Raw genomic sequence first — 17,549 nt, 5'->3', positions numbered from 1 at the left:
TTGGCCCTCCTTAGCCTTCGGTGAGCGTCAGATTGCCGCCCACGGTGAGCGACAGCTGGCTGCGGCCATTCCCGCAGGCGATCTGGTGCTTCTCGCCGCCGCTGAGCGTAGCCCCCCGGATCTGCCCGCCCACGATCGCGTGCAGCGTGAAGGCATCCTGCGGGTGCGGGATGTGCGCGCTGCCGCCCACCGCCATCCGCAGCGAGCCGTCGAAGGCCAGCGGGGCCTCGTGCAGATCCAGGTTGCCGCCCACATTGCCCAGCGCCTGCAGCCCGCCGCAGCCGCTGACCGTGGCCGACCCGCCGATCGCGCCGACCTTCAGCCGGCCCGCGATACCCTGCGCCCGCAGCGCCCCGCCGACGTTCTTGATCTGCACATCGCCGCCGCAGTCGGCCAGCTCGCAGCCGCCGCCGATATTCCGCAGCTCCAGGCTGCCGCGCACCGCGCTGATCTCGGCCCCGCCGCCTACATCGCCGCCGCGCACCTCGCCCGCCCGGTCGATCTGCAGGCTGCCGTAGACGCACTCTAGCTCCGCCGTGGCCACATCCGCGATCCGGATGCTGCGGTCGACATGCTCGATGAGCCTGCGCAGCAGCGACACCTGCTCTGCATCGCGCTCGATCACCAGCCGCTCGATGCCGCTGGCCCGCAGCGTGCCGTGGATGTCGTGGCCGCGCAGCGTGTGTATGCGCTCGACGCGCACATCGCCCTGGTGGCGCGTCACGGTCACGCTGGCGCCGTAGGGCACGCGCAGCACCAGCTCGCCCTGCACGCCGCTCAGGCGGATGCTGCCATCGGCGCTGGGGGCGGGCAGGTCGGCAGCGCCGCTGATCTGAGCCTGCTGCACGTCGTCGGCCACGATGCTCAGCCGACCCTTGCTGCCGTCGATGAAGATATCGCCAGCCGTCTTGGTGAGAGTGTATGTTTCCATAGATCCAGCTCCTTGTGTGCTTAAAGCGAGTGGCTCGTGTAGTTCTGGGTGGGAAGGGAGCGCTGCCGCCGACGCCTGCTCTGCTCGATCAGCCACCTGCCGATGCTGACGCAGCCGCGCCCCAGCGCCGTGGTGGCGCGCTCGCCCATGGTCGGCCCTGCAAGCTGCTGAGCCAGCTGCTGATGCTGCGCCTCTGCCAGCAGCTCGTGTTGCTTGCGCTGCGCGTGCCCGAGATCCTCGCTGTCAGATGTGAACATCACTGCTTCCTCTCAAGTGATTTGCAGATAATTGCTAACCTGATGTGATAATATAGCATATTTGTAGAATGTCAATAGGTAATTTTGAGATTTTATGCAATCTATTTGTAGAATACTTCTTGAGAATGAGTTACTCATGGGGGGCGGCTGCCAAAAACTGCAACCGGATGGTGATTTTTGGCACCGCGTTGTCGTGTCGCGCCTGATAATCTGCTGTGCGTGCCGCCCTGGCCCCCATAAGCGATGACGTGTGGCTGCTATGCCGTGTCCCTACGCTTTTCTTCTCTTCGCGCCTTCGGGGCTTGGTGGCGAATCGCGCCCTTGGGTTGCTGGGTCGCTTGGCGTCTTGGTGGTAAAAACGTGCTGCCGAATGAGAACGCATCGGCCCCGAGCCGGGCCGTGGTAGGAGGTCGCTACCAGGCAAAATCAGGTATAATGCAGCAATTTGAAACAGGTGAGCGAAGGTGGCGAATGGACCGCATATATGTAGCGCTGGATGTCGAGACCACCGGCCTCGACCCGGCCAACGACGAGATTATTGAAGTTGCCGCCGTCAAATTCAACGGCGACGAGGTGCTTGAGACGTATCAGCAACTGGTGAAACCCCACCACTCGCTGCCGCTGAAGATCACCCGCCTCACCGGTATCAGCGATGCCGATCTGGAGGATGCGCCGCGCTTCGCCCAGATCGGGCCAGATCTGGTGCGCTTTCTGAAGAGCTACCCGATCGTTGGCCACTCCATCGGCTTCGACATCCGTATGCTGCAGGCCCACGGCATGCGCCTGCCGCAGACATCCTACGACACGTTCGACCTCGCCACGCTGCTGATGCCGCACGCCCCGGCCTACCGCCTCAGCGCGCTCTCCGCCGCGCTCGGCATCACCCACGAGGACGCCCATCGCGCCCTGTCCGACTCGGACGCCACGCGCCAAGTTTTTCTGCACATGCTCAGGCGGATCAATGCGCTCTCGCTCGACGAGCTGACCCAGATCACGCAGCTCACCGCCAAGATCCAGTGGCCGCTGCGCGACCTGTTCGAGGAGGCCCAGCGCGAGAAGGCCAAGCGCTTTCTGCTCGAAGAGGGGGCCTCGGCTAAGCCGGGCGACGACCCCAAGCCCGCCAAGGAGCCGGTGCCGCTCAAGCCCACCGGCAATGAGGAGCCGCTCGACCTCGACCGCGTGCGCCGCTTCTTCGCGCCCGATGGGCCGATGGGCCGCGCCTTCGCTGGCTACGAGCAGCGCGCCCCCCAGGTGCACATGGCCGAGGCCGTGGGCAACGCCTTCAACACCAGCATCCCGCTGATGGTCGAGGCCGGCACCGGCACCGGCAAGTCTATGGCCTACCTGGTGCCCTCGGTGATGTGGGCGGCCCAGCGCGGCGAGCGCGTGGTGGTGTCTACCAACACGATCAACCTGCAGGATCAGCTATTTTTTAAAGATATCCCCGATCTCCAGCGAATTATGGCCGAGGATGACGAGGTTCAGGTGCCGTTCAAGGCCGCGCTGCTCAAGGGCCGCAGCAACTACCTCTGCCTCAAGCGCTACCACGACCTGCGCCGCGACGCCCGCGCCACCGAAGATGACATAAAAGCGCTGCTGAAGGTGCAGCTGTGGATCCCCACCACCACCAGCGGCGACAAGGCCGAGATCCTGCTGACCGAGCGCGAGTCGGGCGCGTGGTCGAAGATCAACACCACGCCCGAGACCTGCGTCGGCCCCAGCTGCGCCTTCTTCCGCGAGTGCTTCTTCTTCAAGGCCCGCCGCGAGGCCGAGGCCGCCCACGTGGTGGTGGCCAACCACGCCCTGATGCTGGCCGACCTGGCCACCGAGGCCAACGTGCTGCCGCCCTACGACCACCTAGTGATCGACGAGGCCCACAATCTTGAGGATGTGGCCACCGATCAGCTCGGCTTCGCGGTCGATCAGTCCGGGCTGCTCGATTTCCTCGATAGCCTGTTCGCCGAGGGCGGCGCGGCTATCTCCAGCGGCCTGTTCGCCGAGCTGCCCAGCCGCCTGCGCGAGGGCGCGACCACCCAGGGCGACATGGACACCGCCAGCGAGATCGCTCGCACGCTTGGCCCCACCGTCACCAAGGCCCGCGCCAGCGTCTACGACTGCTTCAACCGCCTCTCGATCTTTATGAACGAGGAGGCCGAGAGCACCAGCTACGATCCGCGCCTGCGCCTGACACCCAAGGAGCGCCAGCACCCCGCCTGGGCCGAGATCGAGATGGCCTGGGGCAATCTGTCGCTGCAGCTGCAGGAGATCAGCAACGCTCTGGGCAAGCTGGAGGCGCTGGTGGGCAACCTGAAGGATGCGGGCATCCCCGACTACGAGACCCTGGCGCTGCGGGTGCAGAGCCTGCGCCGCTATGTGACCGACGTGCGCGTGAACGTTGGCGCGATCATCGTGGGCGGCGAGGAGAAGCTGGTGACATGGCTCACCTACGACCGCATGCGCGACACCCTGGAGCTGCGCGCCGCCCCGCTCTCGGTGGCCGAGCTGCTGCAGGCCAACCTGTTTGCCCTCAAGGCCACATCTGTGCTGGCCTCGGCCACCATGTCGGTCGATGGCCAGTTCGACTTCATCCGCGACCGACTGGGCGTCGAGGAGCCGGACGCGCTCCAGCTTGAGTCGCCCTTCGACTACACCAAGCAGGCCCTCGTCTACCTGCCCAACGACATGCCCGAGCCGAACCACCCGGGCTACCAGCGCGCGCTGGAGCAGGCCATCGTCAGTATCTGCACCGCCTCCAACGGGCGCGCCCTGGTGCTTTTCACCGCCTCCAGCGCGCTGAAGCAGACCTACCGCGCCATCCAGGAGCCGCTGGAGGAGCGCGGGATCACAGTGCTGGGCCAGGGTATCGATGGCTCGCGCCGCTCGCTCATCCACCGCTTCAAGGAATTCCCGCAGAGCGTGCTGCTGGGCACCACCTCGTTCTGGGAGGGTGTGGATGTGGTGGGCGATGCGCTTTCGGTGCTGCTGATCGCCAAGCTGCCCTTCCCCGTGCCCAACGACCCGATCTTCGCGGCCCGCTCCGAGCTGTACACCGACTCGTTCAACGAGCTGTCGGTGCCTATGGCCATCCTGCGCTTCAAGCAGGGCTTTGGCCGCCTCATCCGCTCGAAGGATGACCGTGGCATCGTGGCCGTGCTCGACAAGCGCCTGCTCTCCAAGCGCTACGGCCAGCTCTTCCTCGACTCGCTGCCCGAGGCCCTGGTGCGCTCTGGCCCCGCCGCCCAGCTGCCCGCGCTGGCCGCGCGCTTCCTGAACCGCAGCTAGCCTGCGCTGCACCACAACGCACCGCCCCCGCCCAGATCTGGGCGGGGGCGGTGCGTTGTGGCTAGCTCTGCTGGAACAGCCGCGCGATGATCGCGTTGCCACCCAGCTCGTCGGTCGCATCCTTCTGCTGAAAAAATTGCTCCAGCGCAGCCTTGGGTGTGCGCGCGGTCTGGATGCGCTGATTGAGTTCAATGCCCATCTGCGTGATCGATATGGCCAGCTCGGTCGAGATCCCGCTGAGGATCACCTGGCAGCCCAGCAGCTGCAGCGACTGGCTGGTCTGCACCAGATGGCGGGTGACGATGGTGTCCATGGCGCGCACGCCGGTGATGTCGAGGATCACCAGCTCGATCTGCTGGCGGTAGACCTCATCCAGCAGATGTTTGGTGATCTGCTGGCCGCGCCGCGAGTCGATATTGCCCACCAGCGGGGCGATCAGCACGCCCTCGGCCACCGCTATGGCCGGGGTCTCCAGCTCGTCGATCAGCTGGATCAGGCGCTGCTGCTCTTGATTCTGCCTGGTCAGATCGTCGCGGTGCTGCTCGGCCTGCTGCCGCTCGTGCTCGGCCTGCTGGCGGGCCTCGTCGGCCAGCAGCGCGCTCTGCTCGGCCTGCCGCGCGTGTGCGCTAGAGAGGTGCCAGACCAGCGCCACCAGCCCAAGCTGAGCGGCATACATCGGTATGCTAAGTACCCCCTCGGCGATCGGTGCGCCGCCGCCGCGCACAACCATGATGGCGAAAAGCGTGACCACAATGCCGACGGTCCAGATCCAGTTGGCGAAGATCAGCGTGAGGATGGGGATGAGCGAGATCGGCACGATCAGATTCTCAAGCGTATAGGGAGCGCTATCGGTCATGCTGAAGGCAATGACAATCGCCGGTGGTACCAGAAAGCGCGCCGTATCCCAGCCGCGGTAGTAGCTCGCAAACAGGCTGGCGACGATAATCCACGTCACGCCCACGATCGCCAGCGCGATCCTGTCGTTGGGGAAGATTAGAGTGATCAGGAAGAACATGGTGGTGGCGGCGAACAGCAAGGTGAATAGGGTGAGGATCGCCTGTCGTTTGGTGATGCTGGTGTGCCTGGTGTTACGAGCCATCGGCCTTCTCCATCAGCATGGGTAGCGAGGATCTGTCGCAGTGCGTGCGCCGCCGTCAGGGTTGTGGGGAACATAGCTCGACGCCTGCTTGGTATCATACACGATCTTGGCAAGCAGCGCTGCTGCCTGCAGTCACAGTCCAGGGCCGCTGCATGCTTGATTCACCGAAGCTTCTTTACTACGCAGATGCGAAGACGCGAAGGTTTGTATCTTTTTGGGGTCTTCGAGCCTTCGTGGTTCTTGGCTCCCTTCTTTCCTTGGAGTTTTTGGTGGTAAAAGAATCGGCGCTCTGTCGCGAACTCTGCGGCCCTGCGGTGAAACTGGCTGCATGAGCTGTGTCGTTCGTGGGAACCTATTTGTGCGGGTAGCCGTCTATAGGGCAGCGCGGATGTCCCTTGGTCATTTGCGCCAGATTTCCCAGGCATGGTGGACCAATAACCAAAAAGGAGACTCCCATGCGACGGTTTGTGGAACGCCACACGCCCATGCTGCTCTGCGCCGTGTTGCTCGGCGCGTGCGGCGGGGCACCCGCCCCATCCGCCCCGGTCTCGAATGTCGCGCCGCCCGCCCCGCAGGCGGCAGGCCAAGCGGCCCCCGCCCAGGCCGGATCGCCCCCGGTGGGCAAGCCCGACCCGGCAGCCGAGGCTGCCGCGCCCGCCGCGCCCGCCGACGCCGCGCTGCTGCCCACGCCCGCCCCGCAGGATGACCACGGCCCGACGCCTGTCCCTGCCCAGCCAGATGCCCCAAACCCCTTTGTGGAGACCGCCGCCGATCCGCTCTCGACCTTCGCCATGGATGTGGACACGGCGTCGTACTCGTCGGCGCGCAACGCCCTCAACAACGGCCAGCTACCGCATCCAGGTGCCGTGCGCGTCGAGGAGTTCGTCAACTACTTCGACTACAGCTACCCCAAGCCGCAGGATGGCGCGTTTGGTATCTCGGTCGATGCGGTTCCATCACCGTTGGGCGGCACCAATACGCAGATCGTGCGCGTGGGCGTGCAGGGCCGCGTGATCGACGCCAGCCAGCGCAAGCCCGCCTCGCTGGTGTTCGTGATCGATGTCAGCGGCTCGATGCAGCAGCCAAACCGCCTGCCGCTGGTGAAGCAGGCGCTGGGCCTGCTGGTGGATGAGCTGCGCGAGGGCGATCAGGTGGCGATCGTGGTCTACGGCAGCCAGGCCCGTACGGTGCTGGAGGCCACCAGCGCCACCAGCCGCGACACGATCATGTCCGCGATCAACAGCCTGGCCAACGAAGGCTCGACTAACGCCGAGGCTGGCATCAAGCTGGGCTATCAGGTGGCCAGCGGTGCCTTCCTGAACGGCGGCATCAACCGCGTGATCCTCTGCTCGGATGGCGTGGCCAATGTGGGTGTGACCGGCCCCGAAGGCATCCGCCAGCAGATCAAGGACTACACCGCGCAGGGCGTGTACCTGACAACCGTCGGGTTTGGCCTAGGCGACTACAACGACACGCTGATGGAGCAGCTAGCCGACGATGGCGATGGCAACTACGCCTATGTGGACACCATCGACGAGGCCCAGCGCGTGTTTCGCGAGAACCTGACGGGCACGCTCCAGGTGATCGCCAAGGACGCCAAGGTGCAGGTCGAGTTCAACCCGGCGGTGGTCAGCCGCTACCGCCTGCTGGGCTACGAGAACCGCGCCGTGGCCGATGCCGATTTCCGCAACGACCAGGTGGACGCGGGCGAGGTGGGCGCAGGCCACAGCGTCACCGCGCTCTACGAGGTGGCGCTCACCGAGCAGGGCAGCGGCACGGCTCTGACGGTGCATATGCGCTACGCCGACCCCGAGGGCGGTGGGGTGCGCGAGCAGTCGCAGGCGCTGTCCAGCGATGCCATGGGCGGCAGCTGGCAGGGGGCCGCACCGCAGCTGCAGCTGGCCGTGGCGGTGGCCAGCTTCGCCGAGCAGCTGCGCGGCAGCGCCAAGGGCTACACCATGGCCGACGTGCTGCCGCTGGCTAGGCAGGCCGCATCCAGCCTGCCCAACGATGCGGACGCGCAGGAGTTCGCCCAGCTCGTCGAGCGCGCATCTGGCCTAGCGATGCGCTAGCGATAGCGCTTGTGTAGGATAGGCGCGGGGGCCGACCGTGGGCGATGCTTGTGTTGCCCGGTCAGCAACGATGCTACCATTGTGGTAGGGGCGGGCCGCGTGCCCGCCCGCGCCGCATGCATGGGTTCATCGAACGCCCCTGCGATGCGCCCGCATCGGGTGAGGCTGCGATGCGGGCGCATCGCGATGGGGCGGGCATCAGGTCAGCCCGATCCACCCGTGTGGATCATTTGTGGGGCTAGTGGTATTGACACGCCGATTAGAATATATGTGCGGTTTTCGCTGGCGTAAAAAGCGTATGAACTACGCCCAGCGCTGCCCATTTTCTCCCTATGCCTAAAGGAGCGACCGCATGAAACTGCTGCTCACCTCGGCTGGTGTGAAGAACCCCAGCATCCACAGCGCGCTGGTCGGCATGCTGGGCAAGCCGATCGCCGAGTGCCATGCGCTCTGCATCCCGACCGCCATCTACGCCATCCCTGGCGGCCCGGCCCACGCCTGGGAGTTTCTCAGCGGCCAGTCCACCACGCCCATGTGCGAGCTGGGCTGGAAGTCCATGGGCGTGCTGGAGCTGACCGCGCTGCCCAGCATCGATCGGTCGCGCTGGCTGCCTGCGGTGGAGCAGGCCGATGCGCTGCTGGTGAACGGCGGCGACCCGCTGTTCCTGCACTACTGGATGCGCCAATCGGGCCTGGCCGAGCTGCTGCCGACGCTGGGGCTGGTCTACGTGGGCCTGAGCGCGGGCAGCATGGTGATGGCCCCGCGCATCGGCCAGGACTTCGTGGGCTGGCGGCCCCCCACCGGCGGCGATGACGCAACGCTGGGGCTGGTCGACTTCGCGATCTTCCCGCACCTCGACCACGAGATGCTGCCCGAGAACACCATGGCCCATGCCGAGCGCTGGGCCGCCCGCCTGCCCCTGCCCACCTATGCCATCGACGACGAGACCGCGATCAAGGTGGTCGATGGGGTCGCCGAGGTGATCTCCGAGGGGCACTGGCGCAGCTTCGCGCCCGCCGCGCGCTGATAGGGCACGGCGGGCTTTCCGTTTACCTATATGTTTGCTTGCACCTGACACCCTGGCGCGCTATCGTTGGGTATAATGCCAGTACCGCCTATGATAAAGAGTCCCTATCTGGCTTTCGCCCAACAGCATAGGAGTAGCATTAACACAGACATGCATGCGCTTGACTGTCTTGCGGTGTCGCGGCGAGTCAGCCCCGATCTCCCGCCCGCCGAGATTCTCCGCCAGATCGCTGGAGATCTGGATCTTCGCCACGCTATCTGCCTGGAGATGAACAAATCGGCAGATGCGGCAGATCGCCCGCTGTCCCGATACATTTTGGAGCACGATATCGCGCTGCATCGAGATCCAGAAGAGGGTATGACCGACGAGCTGCGCCTGAGCGCTTTTGTGCTCTCCAAGCTCGGCCATGTTGAAGATGTGCCCTTGCTCTGGAGGGCGAAGGTGGCTAATTTTGATACCTACTGCGGCCTCGATATACAGTTTTTGGTTTCTGCTGGTGTCCGCGAGACTTTGGACCACCTGGTCGTATCTGGCGATGAGCAAGCTCTAGAAGCAGCAGAATATATTCAGGGCTGCCAGCTGGCGGGTGATTTCGATGACCTGCAGGGCAATCGGGCATTTTGGGAGCGCTATTTTGCCAATAGTGCTTTATGCTATAGATCGGCTATCCTCAGAGGAGCAAATTCAATGAAGCGCGTGACCGGTATCGGCGGCATTTTCTTCAAGGCCAGAGACCCCCAGGCCTTGGGCGTGTGGTACAAGGCCCACTTGGGTATCGACGTGCAGGCCTGGGGTGGCGCGTCCTTCGCCTGGGCTGGCCCTGACAACCCGGCGGGTGCTGGATCGACGGCGTGGAACCTAGTGCCCGCCGACGCGGATTCGTTCGGCCCCAGCGCGGCCCCGTTCATGATCAACTACCGCGTGGCCGACCTGCGCGGGCTGCTGGCCGCGCTGCGCGCCGAGGGCGTGGCGGTGGAGGATCGCGTGGAGGACTCGGAGTATGGCGTGTTTGCATGGCTGCTGGACCCCGAGGGAAACAGGATCGAGCTGTGGCAGCCGCCGGATGGGCAGTGAGCGCTGGCGGTATCTCTTGCGGCTGCCTTTTTGGTGAGTGCCTCGCACCTTATCTATGGTGTAGGGAGGCCGCAGCGGTGCATGTGTGCGCGAATGCCACCCGATCAGCACTCGAACACCGACCAGCAGATCGCGTTGCGCCGCCGCTGGTCGTCGAGCACAAGCGCGCGGATGTCCTCGGGGAGCTGGGCGCGCTGCCAGCGGCACTCGGCGAGGGCGGCGGCCTGGGCCTGGGCGGCGGGCGCGGCGGCCATGGCGGCGCGGATGGCGTAGGCCGCCGCGCCAAGGTCGTGCGCGGCCACGTGGGCCACCACCCCAGCCTGGCCCGCCGCGTAGGCGGCGTGGCGCGCCGCCCCGCTCAAGGCCCGCGCGGCGGCCATGGCGTGGCCCCCCGCCGCGCGCGCGAGGGTCATGGAGATCTCGCCGCGCGCCCAGGCCCGGATGTGCTCGATGGCCTGGCGGGGACGCGTGTCGGCGGGCTGCGCCGCCTCGAAGTGGTGCAGCACATGCTCGGCGCACGCCGCCGCCCACAGCGCCAGCAGCCGGTGGTGCTCGTCGGTGAGCGTGCCACCTCGGCGGATGGTGATCAGTCGCGGGTCTCGCTCTTTGGGCAGGATCATGGCGGTGCCTTTTCTGTGGTAGCGCAAGGATCGATAACGCTGGCCCTATCGCGGTAGATCGGGGTGGATAAAGAAGAAGGTCTCGGTATCGCCAATTGCAGCGCTACGCTTGGCCCGCAGTCGGCCATCGGCAGCGTGATCGCAGGTGATGTAGTCGCCCTGCGCGGTCTGAAGCACAAATGGCTGTCCGTAGTCCACATCTTTTCGGGCTGCCGTTGCCCGCATGCTCGGTGCGGCTACCAGCTTGAAGGTTTCTGTCTCTTTCACCAGTGGCGCGAGCGCCCCTAGCTCAGTTGGATCTTGCTCAACAATATTGCGGACAAAGGTTTTGTTGCTGATCGCCCTGAGCGCGATCTGGTCGCCGTAGCGGATGGTTTTCTGCTTGTAGGAGAATGGGTCGTGGGCTGCAACGATCTCGAAGATCTCCCACTCTTGGACATTGCTCGCGAGCGCCATGATGCGGGCCGCTTGGTGGTGGTTGACCTGCACATATTTGCCATTGGAAGCGCGGATGGCGATGCGGCTGCCGTAGGTGATAGATTTTTTCGGCAGCGCTGGCCCGAAGATGCTTTCCTGAATCTTAGCCATCCGCCCAAGTATCTCTCCGATATTCATGGATGTCACTGCCTTTCTCTTATGCTTGTTCCAGCCTGAGTATCAGGAGTGCGGCATGCTTGCGTCCAAAGATCAGCACGCGGTCCTCTTCGAACACGGCCATCTTGTGTCGGTGGTAGATCTCAGCCGGGAAGGGGTGGATGTAGACCTCGGCCTGCTCGCCAAAGAGGGAGATGATGGCCTCGATAGCCTCGCTTGCTGCGATGAGAATCTGGTCGGTGGCGCGCAGCCACCCTTGCTTGGGTACCTCGTCGTCTGCCGAATCGTAAGGTGCTACAGGCAAAAACTGCTCATGCCGCGTGAACCAGGACTCTAGCCGTTTGCCAAACGCCTCCCAGGTTTCTGGCTGGCGATTTTGATCCTCGGTAGAGAGTGTCGCGATGGATGGGCGGGTGAGATGCATAGAGGTATGCAGCAGCGTCTTGCTGGGGGAACGATGGCGCGGGATCTCTCGGATCGAAAAGTCGAATTTGATGTTGCGGGTGTACATCGACACGCCAAACGAGATACCGCCCAGAAATGCGTCAAGTGCGGAAATTGAGGTGATCTGCTGCATGATCTTGTCTCCTGATTGTCATAATAACCCTACAGCAGCTTCCCATCCAGAAACTGGCTGAGCATCTCCAGCGTGTAGCTACCCTGCCGCCGCGCGTGCAGGTAGGCGCTGAAGCGATGCCCCATATCGGCAAACGTGATGCGCGGCCTGTCGCGCTCGAGCGCGGCCCGCTGCGCTCGCCTCTCGCGCAGGGGCAGGCTGGGCAGGCGCTGCTCAAGCAGCAGCTCTTGGTAGGCGAAGTCGGCCTCGGCGCGCACGAGCGGGTGTGCATCCTGGCGCAGGGCGGCATAGCGGCGCTGCCTTTCGGCCTGGAATGCGGTATTGCCCGACCATGTGGAGAGGGCGGCAAGCGCGGCCCAGCGGGTCGCGTAGCTGCGGCTCGCTACCATCGTGTCGATCAGCGCCCAGTCGTGCTGGCCTTCGAGCCACCAGATCTCGCCCACCAGGCGCGGCAGCACCAGCGGGTCGGCCTCGTACAGCGCGTCGAAGGCGCGGCGTAGCGCGGCGGCGCTGGCGACGCAGCCAGTCTTCCCTAGCGTGTAGATGGCTTCCGCGCGGGTGGCGCGGTCGCCCGTGAGTACGAGCTCCTCCAGCGCGGCCACCAGCGGCGAGCTGGCGAAGGCCGCGCGGAATGCGCTGCCCAGCTCGTGCCTGGGCACGACGGGGGTGAGGTCGCGGATGATGAGGCACGCCGCCGCGACATGCTCGGCGTCGCCCGAGCGTAGCAGCGCGCCGAGCTGCTCCACAAGCGCTGGCATCGGGGCCATGTCGAGCAGGCGGGCTAGGTAGGCAGGGTCTTCGAGATGGTTGATATAGCCGAGGATCGCAGCTTGAGTCATGGGCTTTTCCGCTGTGGCGAAGGGCGCTGTGGTGAAGTATACGGTTTTCTTCCCCACATGCAATATGTTCTAGAGGCATTTTCCTAACTTCACCACAGCGCCCAATCTTCCGAGACCCCGCGCTAGTTGCTGGCGTAGGCAGCGGCGCGGTCGCGGCGGCGGCCCAGCTCGCTGGCGTAGCGGCGGCCCAGCGTGGCCGCGTTGGCCGCGACCCACGCGCTCAGGCGGGTGGTGCCGATGGGCGGCGTGTCGACGCACAGCAGGCCCGCCATCAGCCCGGCGATCTCCTCGCGGGTGATGATGACATCGTTGACCAGCGCGCCCAGGGCCTGCCCCACCAGCAGCCCCAGCGCCGGGGGCACGCCCACCATCGGCCTGCGCGCGCCGATGCCGCGCCCGATCATCTCGACCATGGCGCGGTAGGTGTAGGTCTCCGGCCCGATGGCGTTGATGGTGGCGCTCGCCTGCACCGCGCCCTGCGCCACCGCGAGATCGGCCAGATCCTCCACCGCGATGGGCTGGACTTTGTACTGTCCATCGCCAAACACGCCGAACACCGGCAGATGCCGCAGCACCCACGCGATGTTGTTGATCAGGATGTCCTCTTTGCCAAACAGCACGGTGGGGCGCAGGATGGCGTAGGAAAGCCCAGATTCGACCAGGGCCTGCTCAAGCCGCGCCTTGCCGCTGAAGTACTCTAGCGGCGATTCGAGCGAGGGGTTGGTGATGCTGACGTGCACGATGCGCCGCACGCCCGCGCGCTGCGCGGCCTCGAACAGGGCCAGCGTGTTGGCCACCGCGTCGGCGTGGCTGAACATGCTGTGGTTGAAGCGCACCCAGTAGGTGTTGTAGAGCACCTCGGTGCCGTATAGTGCGCGCTCGAGCTCGTCGGGGCGCTCGAAGCTGAAGGGGTGGGCCTTCACCCTGCCGCCGAAGGCGTTGGCGCGCTGGGGCGAGTTGGTGAGGGTGGCCACGCTGCGCCCCTGGGCCAGAAGCCGTTGGGCGATATATTTTCCCGAGTAGCCGAAGGCCCCGGTGACCATGTGGGTGGGTGCTGCGCTCATAGGGTCTATCTTTCGCTATGCCTCTCGTCTGGCGCAGCAGATACGCTGGTGATGCGCCAATGTTGGTGTGATGGGCGAATCGATAGATCTATTGTAGGGGCCAGGATTCTCGCCAATATGAACGCTTTTTGCACCCAGGCGGCAGGAACGGCTACGCGAGTGTGGCTAGGCTGCGTCACGCTCGCGCAGCTTGGCGATCAGCAGGCCGCGTATTAATACGTCGACCTGCTCTAGACCTTGTGGCTCGGCCAGCACCGGTGTGCCAAGAAATATCTCTTGGGCAGTTGGCGATAGGTGATCTATCGAGCTGTCTCGAAAGGCGTTTGTTTCGCGTCTGATGATAGCCCAGCATGCGTTTAGCTCATTGGCGATGCGGTAGATAGCTGTTTCCAGATCATCACTGAGACAGGATGCGATAAGAGTAGTATCTGGGAAGCTTGAGCGGCCTGTATTGCTGACCTCGCTGCCATCTATGCGATTTTGGATAATATCGCCTAGACAATGATTACAGATATCGAGAATATTCTGGCGGTATGGCTCTATGCACACAATATATTCTTTGAGTGGCGATGGTATCATATTACAGCAGGATCTATCTTCTCCATTGAGGTATTGGTGGGCATTTTGATTTTTGCTCTCAATGTCGCATATCACTCCTAGAATACCATAGAAGCTGAGGACTGTTGTCATTAGCTCATTTCTGAGAATTGCTGGTTGAATAGAGAGCTGATAAGAGTATAATTGTTCGATGTCCTCTTGCGTGAGCATTATCTTGTGTGCCCTTTCATGGTCCTTAGCCCCGCCCGATCCATCGGCGCACCCTGGCCGCGTAGGCGCGGTACTCCTCGCCAAACGTCGCCGCAAGGTAGCGCTCCTCGGGGCGGATGAGCAGGGCGTGGGCGGCGGCCAGCGCCAGCAGCAGCATGATCAGGCCCCAGGCCGCGCCCAGCGCCAGCGCCAGCCCGGCCAGCGCCGCGAACCCGCCGAGGTACAGCGGGTTGCGCGACCACGCGAACACCCCGCCTGTGACCAGCCGCGTGGTTGGCTGGCCAGGGTCGGTGGGCTGGTGCAGCGCGCGCATCTGGCGGCGCGTCGCGGCCACCAGCAGCGCCCCAGCCACCAGCAGCGCCGCGCCCGCGCCCACGCGCGGCGGGGCGTGCTGCGCCCCGCCGATGGGCAGCGGCAGCAGCGCCTGCAGCGCCGCCGCCAGCAGCATGGGGGTGCCGACGACAACCTCGAAGATCTGCCACGGGCGGCTGTGGGCCGAGCTTGACATAGGCATGATCCTCTAGTGCGCTAGGCGGAAGGTATCCGCGAAGTCGGCGGGCACCTCGGCAGATGCGATGTCGACGACGCGCGGGCGGCCCTGCATGTCGCTGCCCATGTAGGTGGCGGTGAGCAACACCGGGGCGTAGCTGCACTCGCATGCCTCGCAGTACACGTCGTAGCCGCTGGCGTCGGTCTCCTCTATCGCCTCGTCGAGCGCCTTCCACTCCTGGAGCCGCATGAGCTGTACGATCTGCTCTTGGTTCAGCCGCCTGATCGTGCCGATGTTCTCGCCGCGATACCACTCGCCGCAGGTGTAGCAGAAGCGCTTTTTGCTCTCGCCGCGCGCGATCAGCCCGCTGACCGTGACCACGATGCCCAGCTCTACCACCCAGTAGCCCCACACGAATGGCCCCACCAGCGGCATAATGCCGTGCGCCCCGCCCATGCTGCCGATGGTGATCCCGCTGCTGGCGCTGAGGCTCAGGAAGCCGAGCACACCGCTGAAGCCGGTGGTATCGTAGAGGGACTGCTGGATAGCCCTGTCACGCTGCTCGGGGGTGCTGTCGGGGTAGTCTTTCGCGAGCTGGTCGCTGGCCTGATAGGTGAATAGGGCGTAGCTGGTGCCGTGGTAACTCATATAGGCGATCAGCGCCATGACCACGGCGCACAGCATGACGAAGGGGGCGATGGCCACTTTCCGCTTGCGGGCCATCTGGGTGACTATGCCGCCGCAGACTGCGCCGAGCATGACAGGGAAGATGAACACGAGGTAGACGACCTGCGCGAGGAGGCCGAGCAGGACGCCGCCGATGATGCCGCCGATGATGGTGAGCAGCAGCATCCACGCCGAGCCGATGACGATGGTGCGCGGGAGCGCGCGTGCGGTGGCGGTCATAGGTTCTCTCATGGTAGGAAGAATGCGCGGCGATTATAGCATAGCTCGTCGGGGCTGCGCGCGGCTCGGTGCTCGCTGGGCTGCGCAGCGGCGAGGCTGCCTGGTCGGGGCGACCGGCTGCGGCTTCGATGATAAGGGTTCATCGTGTTTGGTGGGTGTGTGCCCTACGCGGGCAGCGCCTAGGGGCCTGCCCCCTCAGCAGGTGTCACTTTCATGAGTGGGGCCTTTGGATGCGGCACATGGTACAAAACCGCGTGCCGGGGCTTGCACGACCTTGTCGTACATCCAGCGCATTGGAATGCGGCTCTCATGCCGCCGAACGGGCATCTTTGCCAAAAAGGTATGGGAACGCCCTGAAAAGTGACACCATGTGAGGGGCGATGCCCCTCGCGGGGTTCACAGGGGCTGGCCCTCACATGGTGTCACGTTCTTAGTCAGGGCGTCAGGATGCGGCAAGACCCACAATCATGCGTGCCAGACTATGCACACCACCAGTTGCGCTCCCAGCAAGCAATCCGCCTCAACCCATGATCGCGCCGCGCCATCCCACCCGGCCCATGCGGCGAAGGTGCCGCTCACGTCTTGATGGCTATATGCACGAACACCAGCTACCGGGAAACGGCATAGGAACGGTCAACATTGGGGTTCGAAGGGGCAACGCCCCTCGCGGGGATCCAAGGGCGCGGAGTCCGTGGTGCCGCCCGCATAGGGCATGCATCACCATCCAAAAATGACCACTATCGACGAAGGCGCACCCAAGCCGAACGAATACCAACGCACCGTCTCGCTAAAACGGCCTCGGAACACCCGATAAAGTGACACCATGTGAGGGCGATGCCTCTCACATGGTGTCACTTTTCCCGTCGGCGCTGGGCGTTTTTTCCTTCAGCGATGGCATTGGTCGATGTTTGGTGGGTGGATGCCTTGCGCGGGCAGCGCCGAGGGGCCAGCCCCTCGGAACCCCGCGAGGGGGCGTTGCCCCCTTCGAAACCCCCAATTTGGAGCATTCCTATGCCGAAATCAGGCATCTGGTGTTCGTGCATATGGCCAGTGTGCACGAGCGGCACCTTCGCCGCATGGGCCGGGTGGGTGAGATCGAGAATCTTCCATGCGGTGCATGGCTTGGCACGCGTTCTCTCGTCATGTGCCGCATCCGAATGCTCCGCCAGAGAAAGTGACACCATGTGAGGGCATCGCCCCCTTGGAACTCCCAATTTAAGGCGTTCCCGTGCTGAGAAACAGGCTGCTGGTGTTCGTGCATATGGCCATCAAAACACCAGCAGCACCTTCGCCGCATGGGCCGAGTGGGTGGAGCTGGCCCGCCGCTATTTCCCAGATCTTATTGCTCCTTGGAGTCTTGGAGTCTTGGTGGTAAAAACCTCGTGTCTTCGTGGTAAGAATATTTTTAGTTAGGTAATTGCGCCCGTACGTTCGGCGCGCGGCGGGCAGGCGCTCCCAGCATCAGCAGCAGCGCCGCTGTGGCGACGGCGGCGGCCACCAGGGCGCTGCGGTGGAACCCGGCCAGCGCGCCCGCGTGCTGGCCGAAGATCTGCAGCAGCGTGGAGAGCGCGCCCACGCCCAGCGGCGCGGCGGTGGCGTGGATGACCGACAGCAGGGTGGAGCCGTGGGCCACCGCCGCGTGCTGATCGGCGGGCGTGTTGGCCATGGCGGCCACGGGGAGCTGCTGCACGCAGCCGAATGAGCCGCCCATCAGGAAGAGCACGCCGCCGATCAGCGGGTAGGGGGCCTGGGGGCCAAGCGTGGCCATCAGCGCCAGCGCGGCCATGGCCCCCGCGATGCCCACCAGAGCCACGGGTCGCGCCCCTCAACAGGTGTCACTTTTGTGGCGAGGTGGACAGAACGCGCAAAACGGGTATGCTTTGCGTGCCAACCCAAACCATACCCTATGGAGTCGTTATGCCCCCCTCGCCCCGCTATCATACCATCAT

At 64.5% G+C, this 17,549-nt stretch carries 16 protein-coding genes and 1 pseudogene; 4 read left to right on the top strand and 13 right to left on the bottom strand.

Going from position 1 to position 17,549, the window contains the following annotated elements; translation table 11 throughout:
• Positions 1-10: 10 nt before the first annotated feature.
• Both F8S13_19425 and F8S13_19420 read right to left on the bottom strand, forming a co-directional pair.
• Positions 11-931 carry a hypothetical protein gene (locus F8S13_19425; GenBank protein KAB8141268.1) on the bottom strand — a complete coding sequence of 307 codons (921 nt, stop codon included), beginning with the start codon at positions 929-931 and terminating at the stop codon, positions 11-13.
• A gap of 20 nt (positions 932-951) precedes the next feature.
• Positions 952-1,188: a hypothetical protein gene (locus F8S13_19420; protein KAB8141267.1), complete on the bottom strand. Its 237-nt coding sequence runs from the start codon at positions 1,186-1,188 to the stop codon at positions 952-954.
• Positions 1,189-1,659: 471 nt separating this feature from the next.
• On the opposite strand from F8S13_19420, the gene F8S13_19415 reads away from it, so the two are divergent.
• On the top strand, positions 1,660-4,470 hold the full coding sequence (locus F8S13_19415; protein ID KAB8141266.1) for a DNA polymerase III subunit epsilon: 2,811 nt from the start codon (positions 1,660-1,662) through the stop codon (positions 4,468-4,470).
• 61 nt (positions 4,471-4,531) lie between these two features.
• On the opposite strand, the gene F8S13_19410 is transcribed toward F8S13_19415, so the two are convergent.
• On the bottom strand, positions 4,532-5,569 hold the full coding sequence (locus tag F8S13_19410) for an STAS domain-containing protein (GenBank protein KAB8141265.1): 1,038 nt from the start codon (positions 5,567-5,569) through the stop codon (positions 4,532-4,534).
• 746 nt (positions 5,570-6,315) lie between these two features.
• Here F8S13_19410 and F8S13_19405 point away from each other — a divergent pair.
• Together F8S13_19405 and F8S13_19400 are read left to right on the top strand one after the other, a co-directional pair.
• Positions 6,316-7,641 (top strand): annotated as a pseudogene (locus F8S13_19405) (VWA domain-containing protein).
• Between the two features lie 352 nt (positions 7,642-7,993).
• Positions 7,994-8,668 (top strand): peptidase E, encoded by a 675-nt coding sequence (locus F8S13_19400; GenBank protein ID KAB8141264.1) that lies wholly within the window; start codon positions 7,994-7,996, stop codon positions 8,666-8,668.
• A 60-nt stretch (positions 8,669-8,728) separates the two neighbouring features.
• On the opposite strand, the gene F8S13_19395 is transcribed toward F8S13_19400, so the two are convergent.
• On the bottom strand, positions 8,729-9,076 hold the full coding sequence (locus F8S13_19395) for a hypothetical protein (GenBank protein KAB8141263.1): 348 nt from the start codon (positions 9,074-9,076) through the stop codon (positions 8,729-8,731).
• Positions 9,077-9,355: 279 nt separating this feature from the next.
• Between F8S13_19395 and F8S13_19390 the strand changes: the two genes are divergently transcribed.
• Positions 9,356-9,742 (top strand): VOC family protein, encoded by a 387-nt coding sequence (locus F8S13_19390; protein KAB8141262.1) that lies wholly within the window; start codon positions 9,356-9,358, stop codon positions 9,740-9,742.
• A 104-nt stretch (positions 9,743-9,846) separates the two neighbouring features.
• On the opposite strand, the gene F8S13_19385 is transcribed toward F8S13_19390, so the two are convergent.
• From F8S13_19385 to F8S13_19345, 9 genes are all read right to left on the bottom strand, one after another.
• Positions 9,847-10,362: a hypothetical protein gene (locus F8S13_19385; protein KAB8141261.1), complete on the bottom strand. Its 516-nt coding sequence runs from the start codon at positions 10,360-10,362 to the stop codon at positions 9,847-9,849.
• 45 nt (positions 10,363-10,407) lie between these two features.
• Entirely contained in the window at positions 10,408-10,977 is a 570-nt protein-coding gene (locus F8S13_19380; GenBank protein ID KAB8141260.1) for a hypothetical protein, read from the bottom strand.
• A gap of 19 nt (positions 10,978-10,996) precedes the next feature.
• Complete coding sequence (locus F8S13_19375; GenBank protein ID KAB8141259.1) at positions 10,997-11,533, bottom strand: hypothetical protein; 537 nt, start codon at positions 11,531-11,533, stop codon at positions 10,997-10,999.
• A gap of 29 nt (positions 11,534-11,562) precedes the next feature.
• Positions 11,563-12,372, bottom strand: a complete 810-nt coding sequence (locus tag F8S13_19370) for a hypothetical protein (GenBank protein KAB8141258.1) — start codon at positions 12,370-12,372, stop codon at positions 11,563-11,565.
• Positions 12,373-12,494: 122 nt separating this feature from the next.
• Positions 12,495-13,415 carry an NAD(P)H-binding protein gene (locus F8S13_19365; protein ID KAB8141398.1) on the bottom strand — a complete coding sequence of 307 codons (921 nt, stop codon included), beginning with the start codon at positions 13,413-13,415 and terminating at the stop codon, positions 12,495-12,497.
• 186 nt (positions 13,416-13,601) lie between these two features.
• A complete protein-coding gene (locus F8S13_19360) occupies positions 13,602-14,126 on the bottom strand; it encodes a hypothetical protein (GenBank protein ID KAB8141257.1) in 525 nt (174 codons plus the stop codon).
• 103 nt (positions 14,127-14,229) lie between these two features.
• On the bottom strand, positions 14,230-14,718 hold the full coding sequence (locus tag F8S13_19355) for an isoprenylcysteine carboxylmethyltransferase family protein (GenBank protein ID KAB8141256.1): 489 nt from the start codon (positions 14,716-14,718) through the stop codon (positions 14,230-14,232).
• Positions 14,719-14,724: 6 nt separating this feature from the next.
• Positions 14,725-15,600 (bottom strand): hypothetical protein, encoded by an 876-nt coding sequence (locus F8S13_19350; GenBank protein KAB8141255.1) that lies wholly within the window; start codon positions 15,598-15,600, stop codon positions 14,725-14,727.
• A 1,405-nt stretch (positions 15,601-17,005) separates the two neighbouring features.
• Positions 17,006-17,413 (bottom strand): hypothetical protein, encoded by a 408-nt coding sequence (locus F8S13_19345; GenBank protein KAB8141254.1) that lies wholly within the window; start codon positions 17,411-17,413, stop codon positions 17,006-17,008.
• Positions 17,414-17,549 lie beyond the last annotated feature (136 nt).

This window comes from Chloroflexia bacterium SDU3-3 (assembly GCA_009268125.1).
Classification (GTDB): Bacteria; Chloroflexota; Chloroflexia; order Chloroflexales; family Roseiflexaceae; genus SDU3-3.
Note: the sequence above shows the minus strand (reverse complement) of the source record. Positions and strands in the feature narration are given on the sequence as shown.

Excerpts from the sequence above, each read along its gene's own strand:
- F8S13_19400 (KAB8141264.1), top strand. The coding sequence starts at position 7,994 with ATGAAACTGCTGCTCACCTCGGCTGGTGTGAAGAACCCCAGCATCCAC.
- F8S13_19395 (KAB8141263.1), bottom strand. The coding sequence starts at position 9,076 with ATGGCCGAGCTTGGAGAGCACAAAAGCGCTCAGGCGCAGCTCGTCGGT.
- F8S13_19370 (KAB8141258.1), bottom strand. The coding sequence starts at position 12,372 with ATGACTCAAGCTGCGATCCTCGGCTATATCAACCATCTCGAAGACCCT.
- F8S13_19385 (KAB8141261.1), bottom strand. The coding sequence starts at position 10,362 with ATGATCCTGCCCAAAGAGCGAGACCCGCGACTGATCACCATCCGCCGA.
- F8S13_19355 (KAB8141256.1), bottom strand. The coding sequence starts at position 14,718 with ATGCCTATGTCAAGCTCGGCCCACAGCCGCCCGTGGCAGATCTTCGAG.
- F8S13_19380 (KAB8141260.1), bottom strand. The coding sequence starts at position 10,977 with ATGAATATCGGAGAGATACTTGGGCGGATGGCTAAGATTCAGGAAAGC.
- F8S13_19365 (KAB8141398.1), bottom strand. The coding sequence starts at position 13,415 with ATGGTCACCGGGGCCTTCGGCTACTCGGGAAAATATATCGCCCAACGG.
- F8S13_19410 (KAB8141265.1), bottom strand. The coding sequence starts at position 5,569 with ATGGCTCGTAACACCAGGCACACCAGCATCACCAAACGACAGGCGATC.
- F8S13_19390 (KAB8141262.1), top strand. The coding sequence starts at position 9,356 with ATGAAGCGCGTGACCGGTATCGGCGGCATTTTCTTCAAGGCCAGAGAC.
- F8S13_19360 (KAB8141257.1), bottom strand. The coding sequence starts at position 14,126 with ATGACAACAGTCCTCAGCTTCTATGGTATTCTAGGAGTGATATGCGAC.
- F8S13_19420 (KAB8141267.1), bottom strand. The coding sequence starts at position 1,188 with ATGTTCACATCTGACAGCGAGGATCTCGGGCACGCGCAGCGCAAGCAA.
- F8S13_19350 (KAB8141255.1), bottom strand. The coding sequence starts at position 15,600 with ATGACCGCCACCGCACGCGCGCTCCCGCGCACCATCGTCATCGGCTCG.
- F8S13_19415 (KAB8141266.1), top strand. The coding sequence starts at position 1,660 with ATGGACCGCATATATGTAGCGCTGGATGTCGAGACCACCGGCCTCGAC.
- F8S13_19425 (KAB8141268.1), bottom strand. The coding sequence starts at position 931 with ATGGAAACATACACTCTCACCAAGACGGCTGGCGATATCTTCATCGAC.
- F8S13_19375 (KAB8141259.1), bottom strand. The coding sequence starts at position 11,533 with ATGCAGCAGATCACCTCAATTTCCGCACTTGACGCATTTCTGGGCGGT.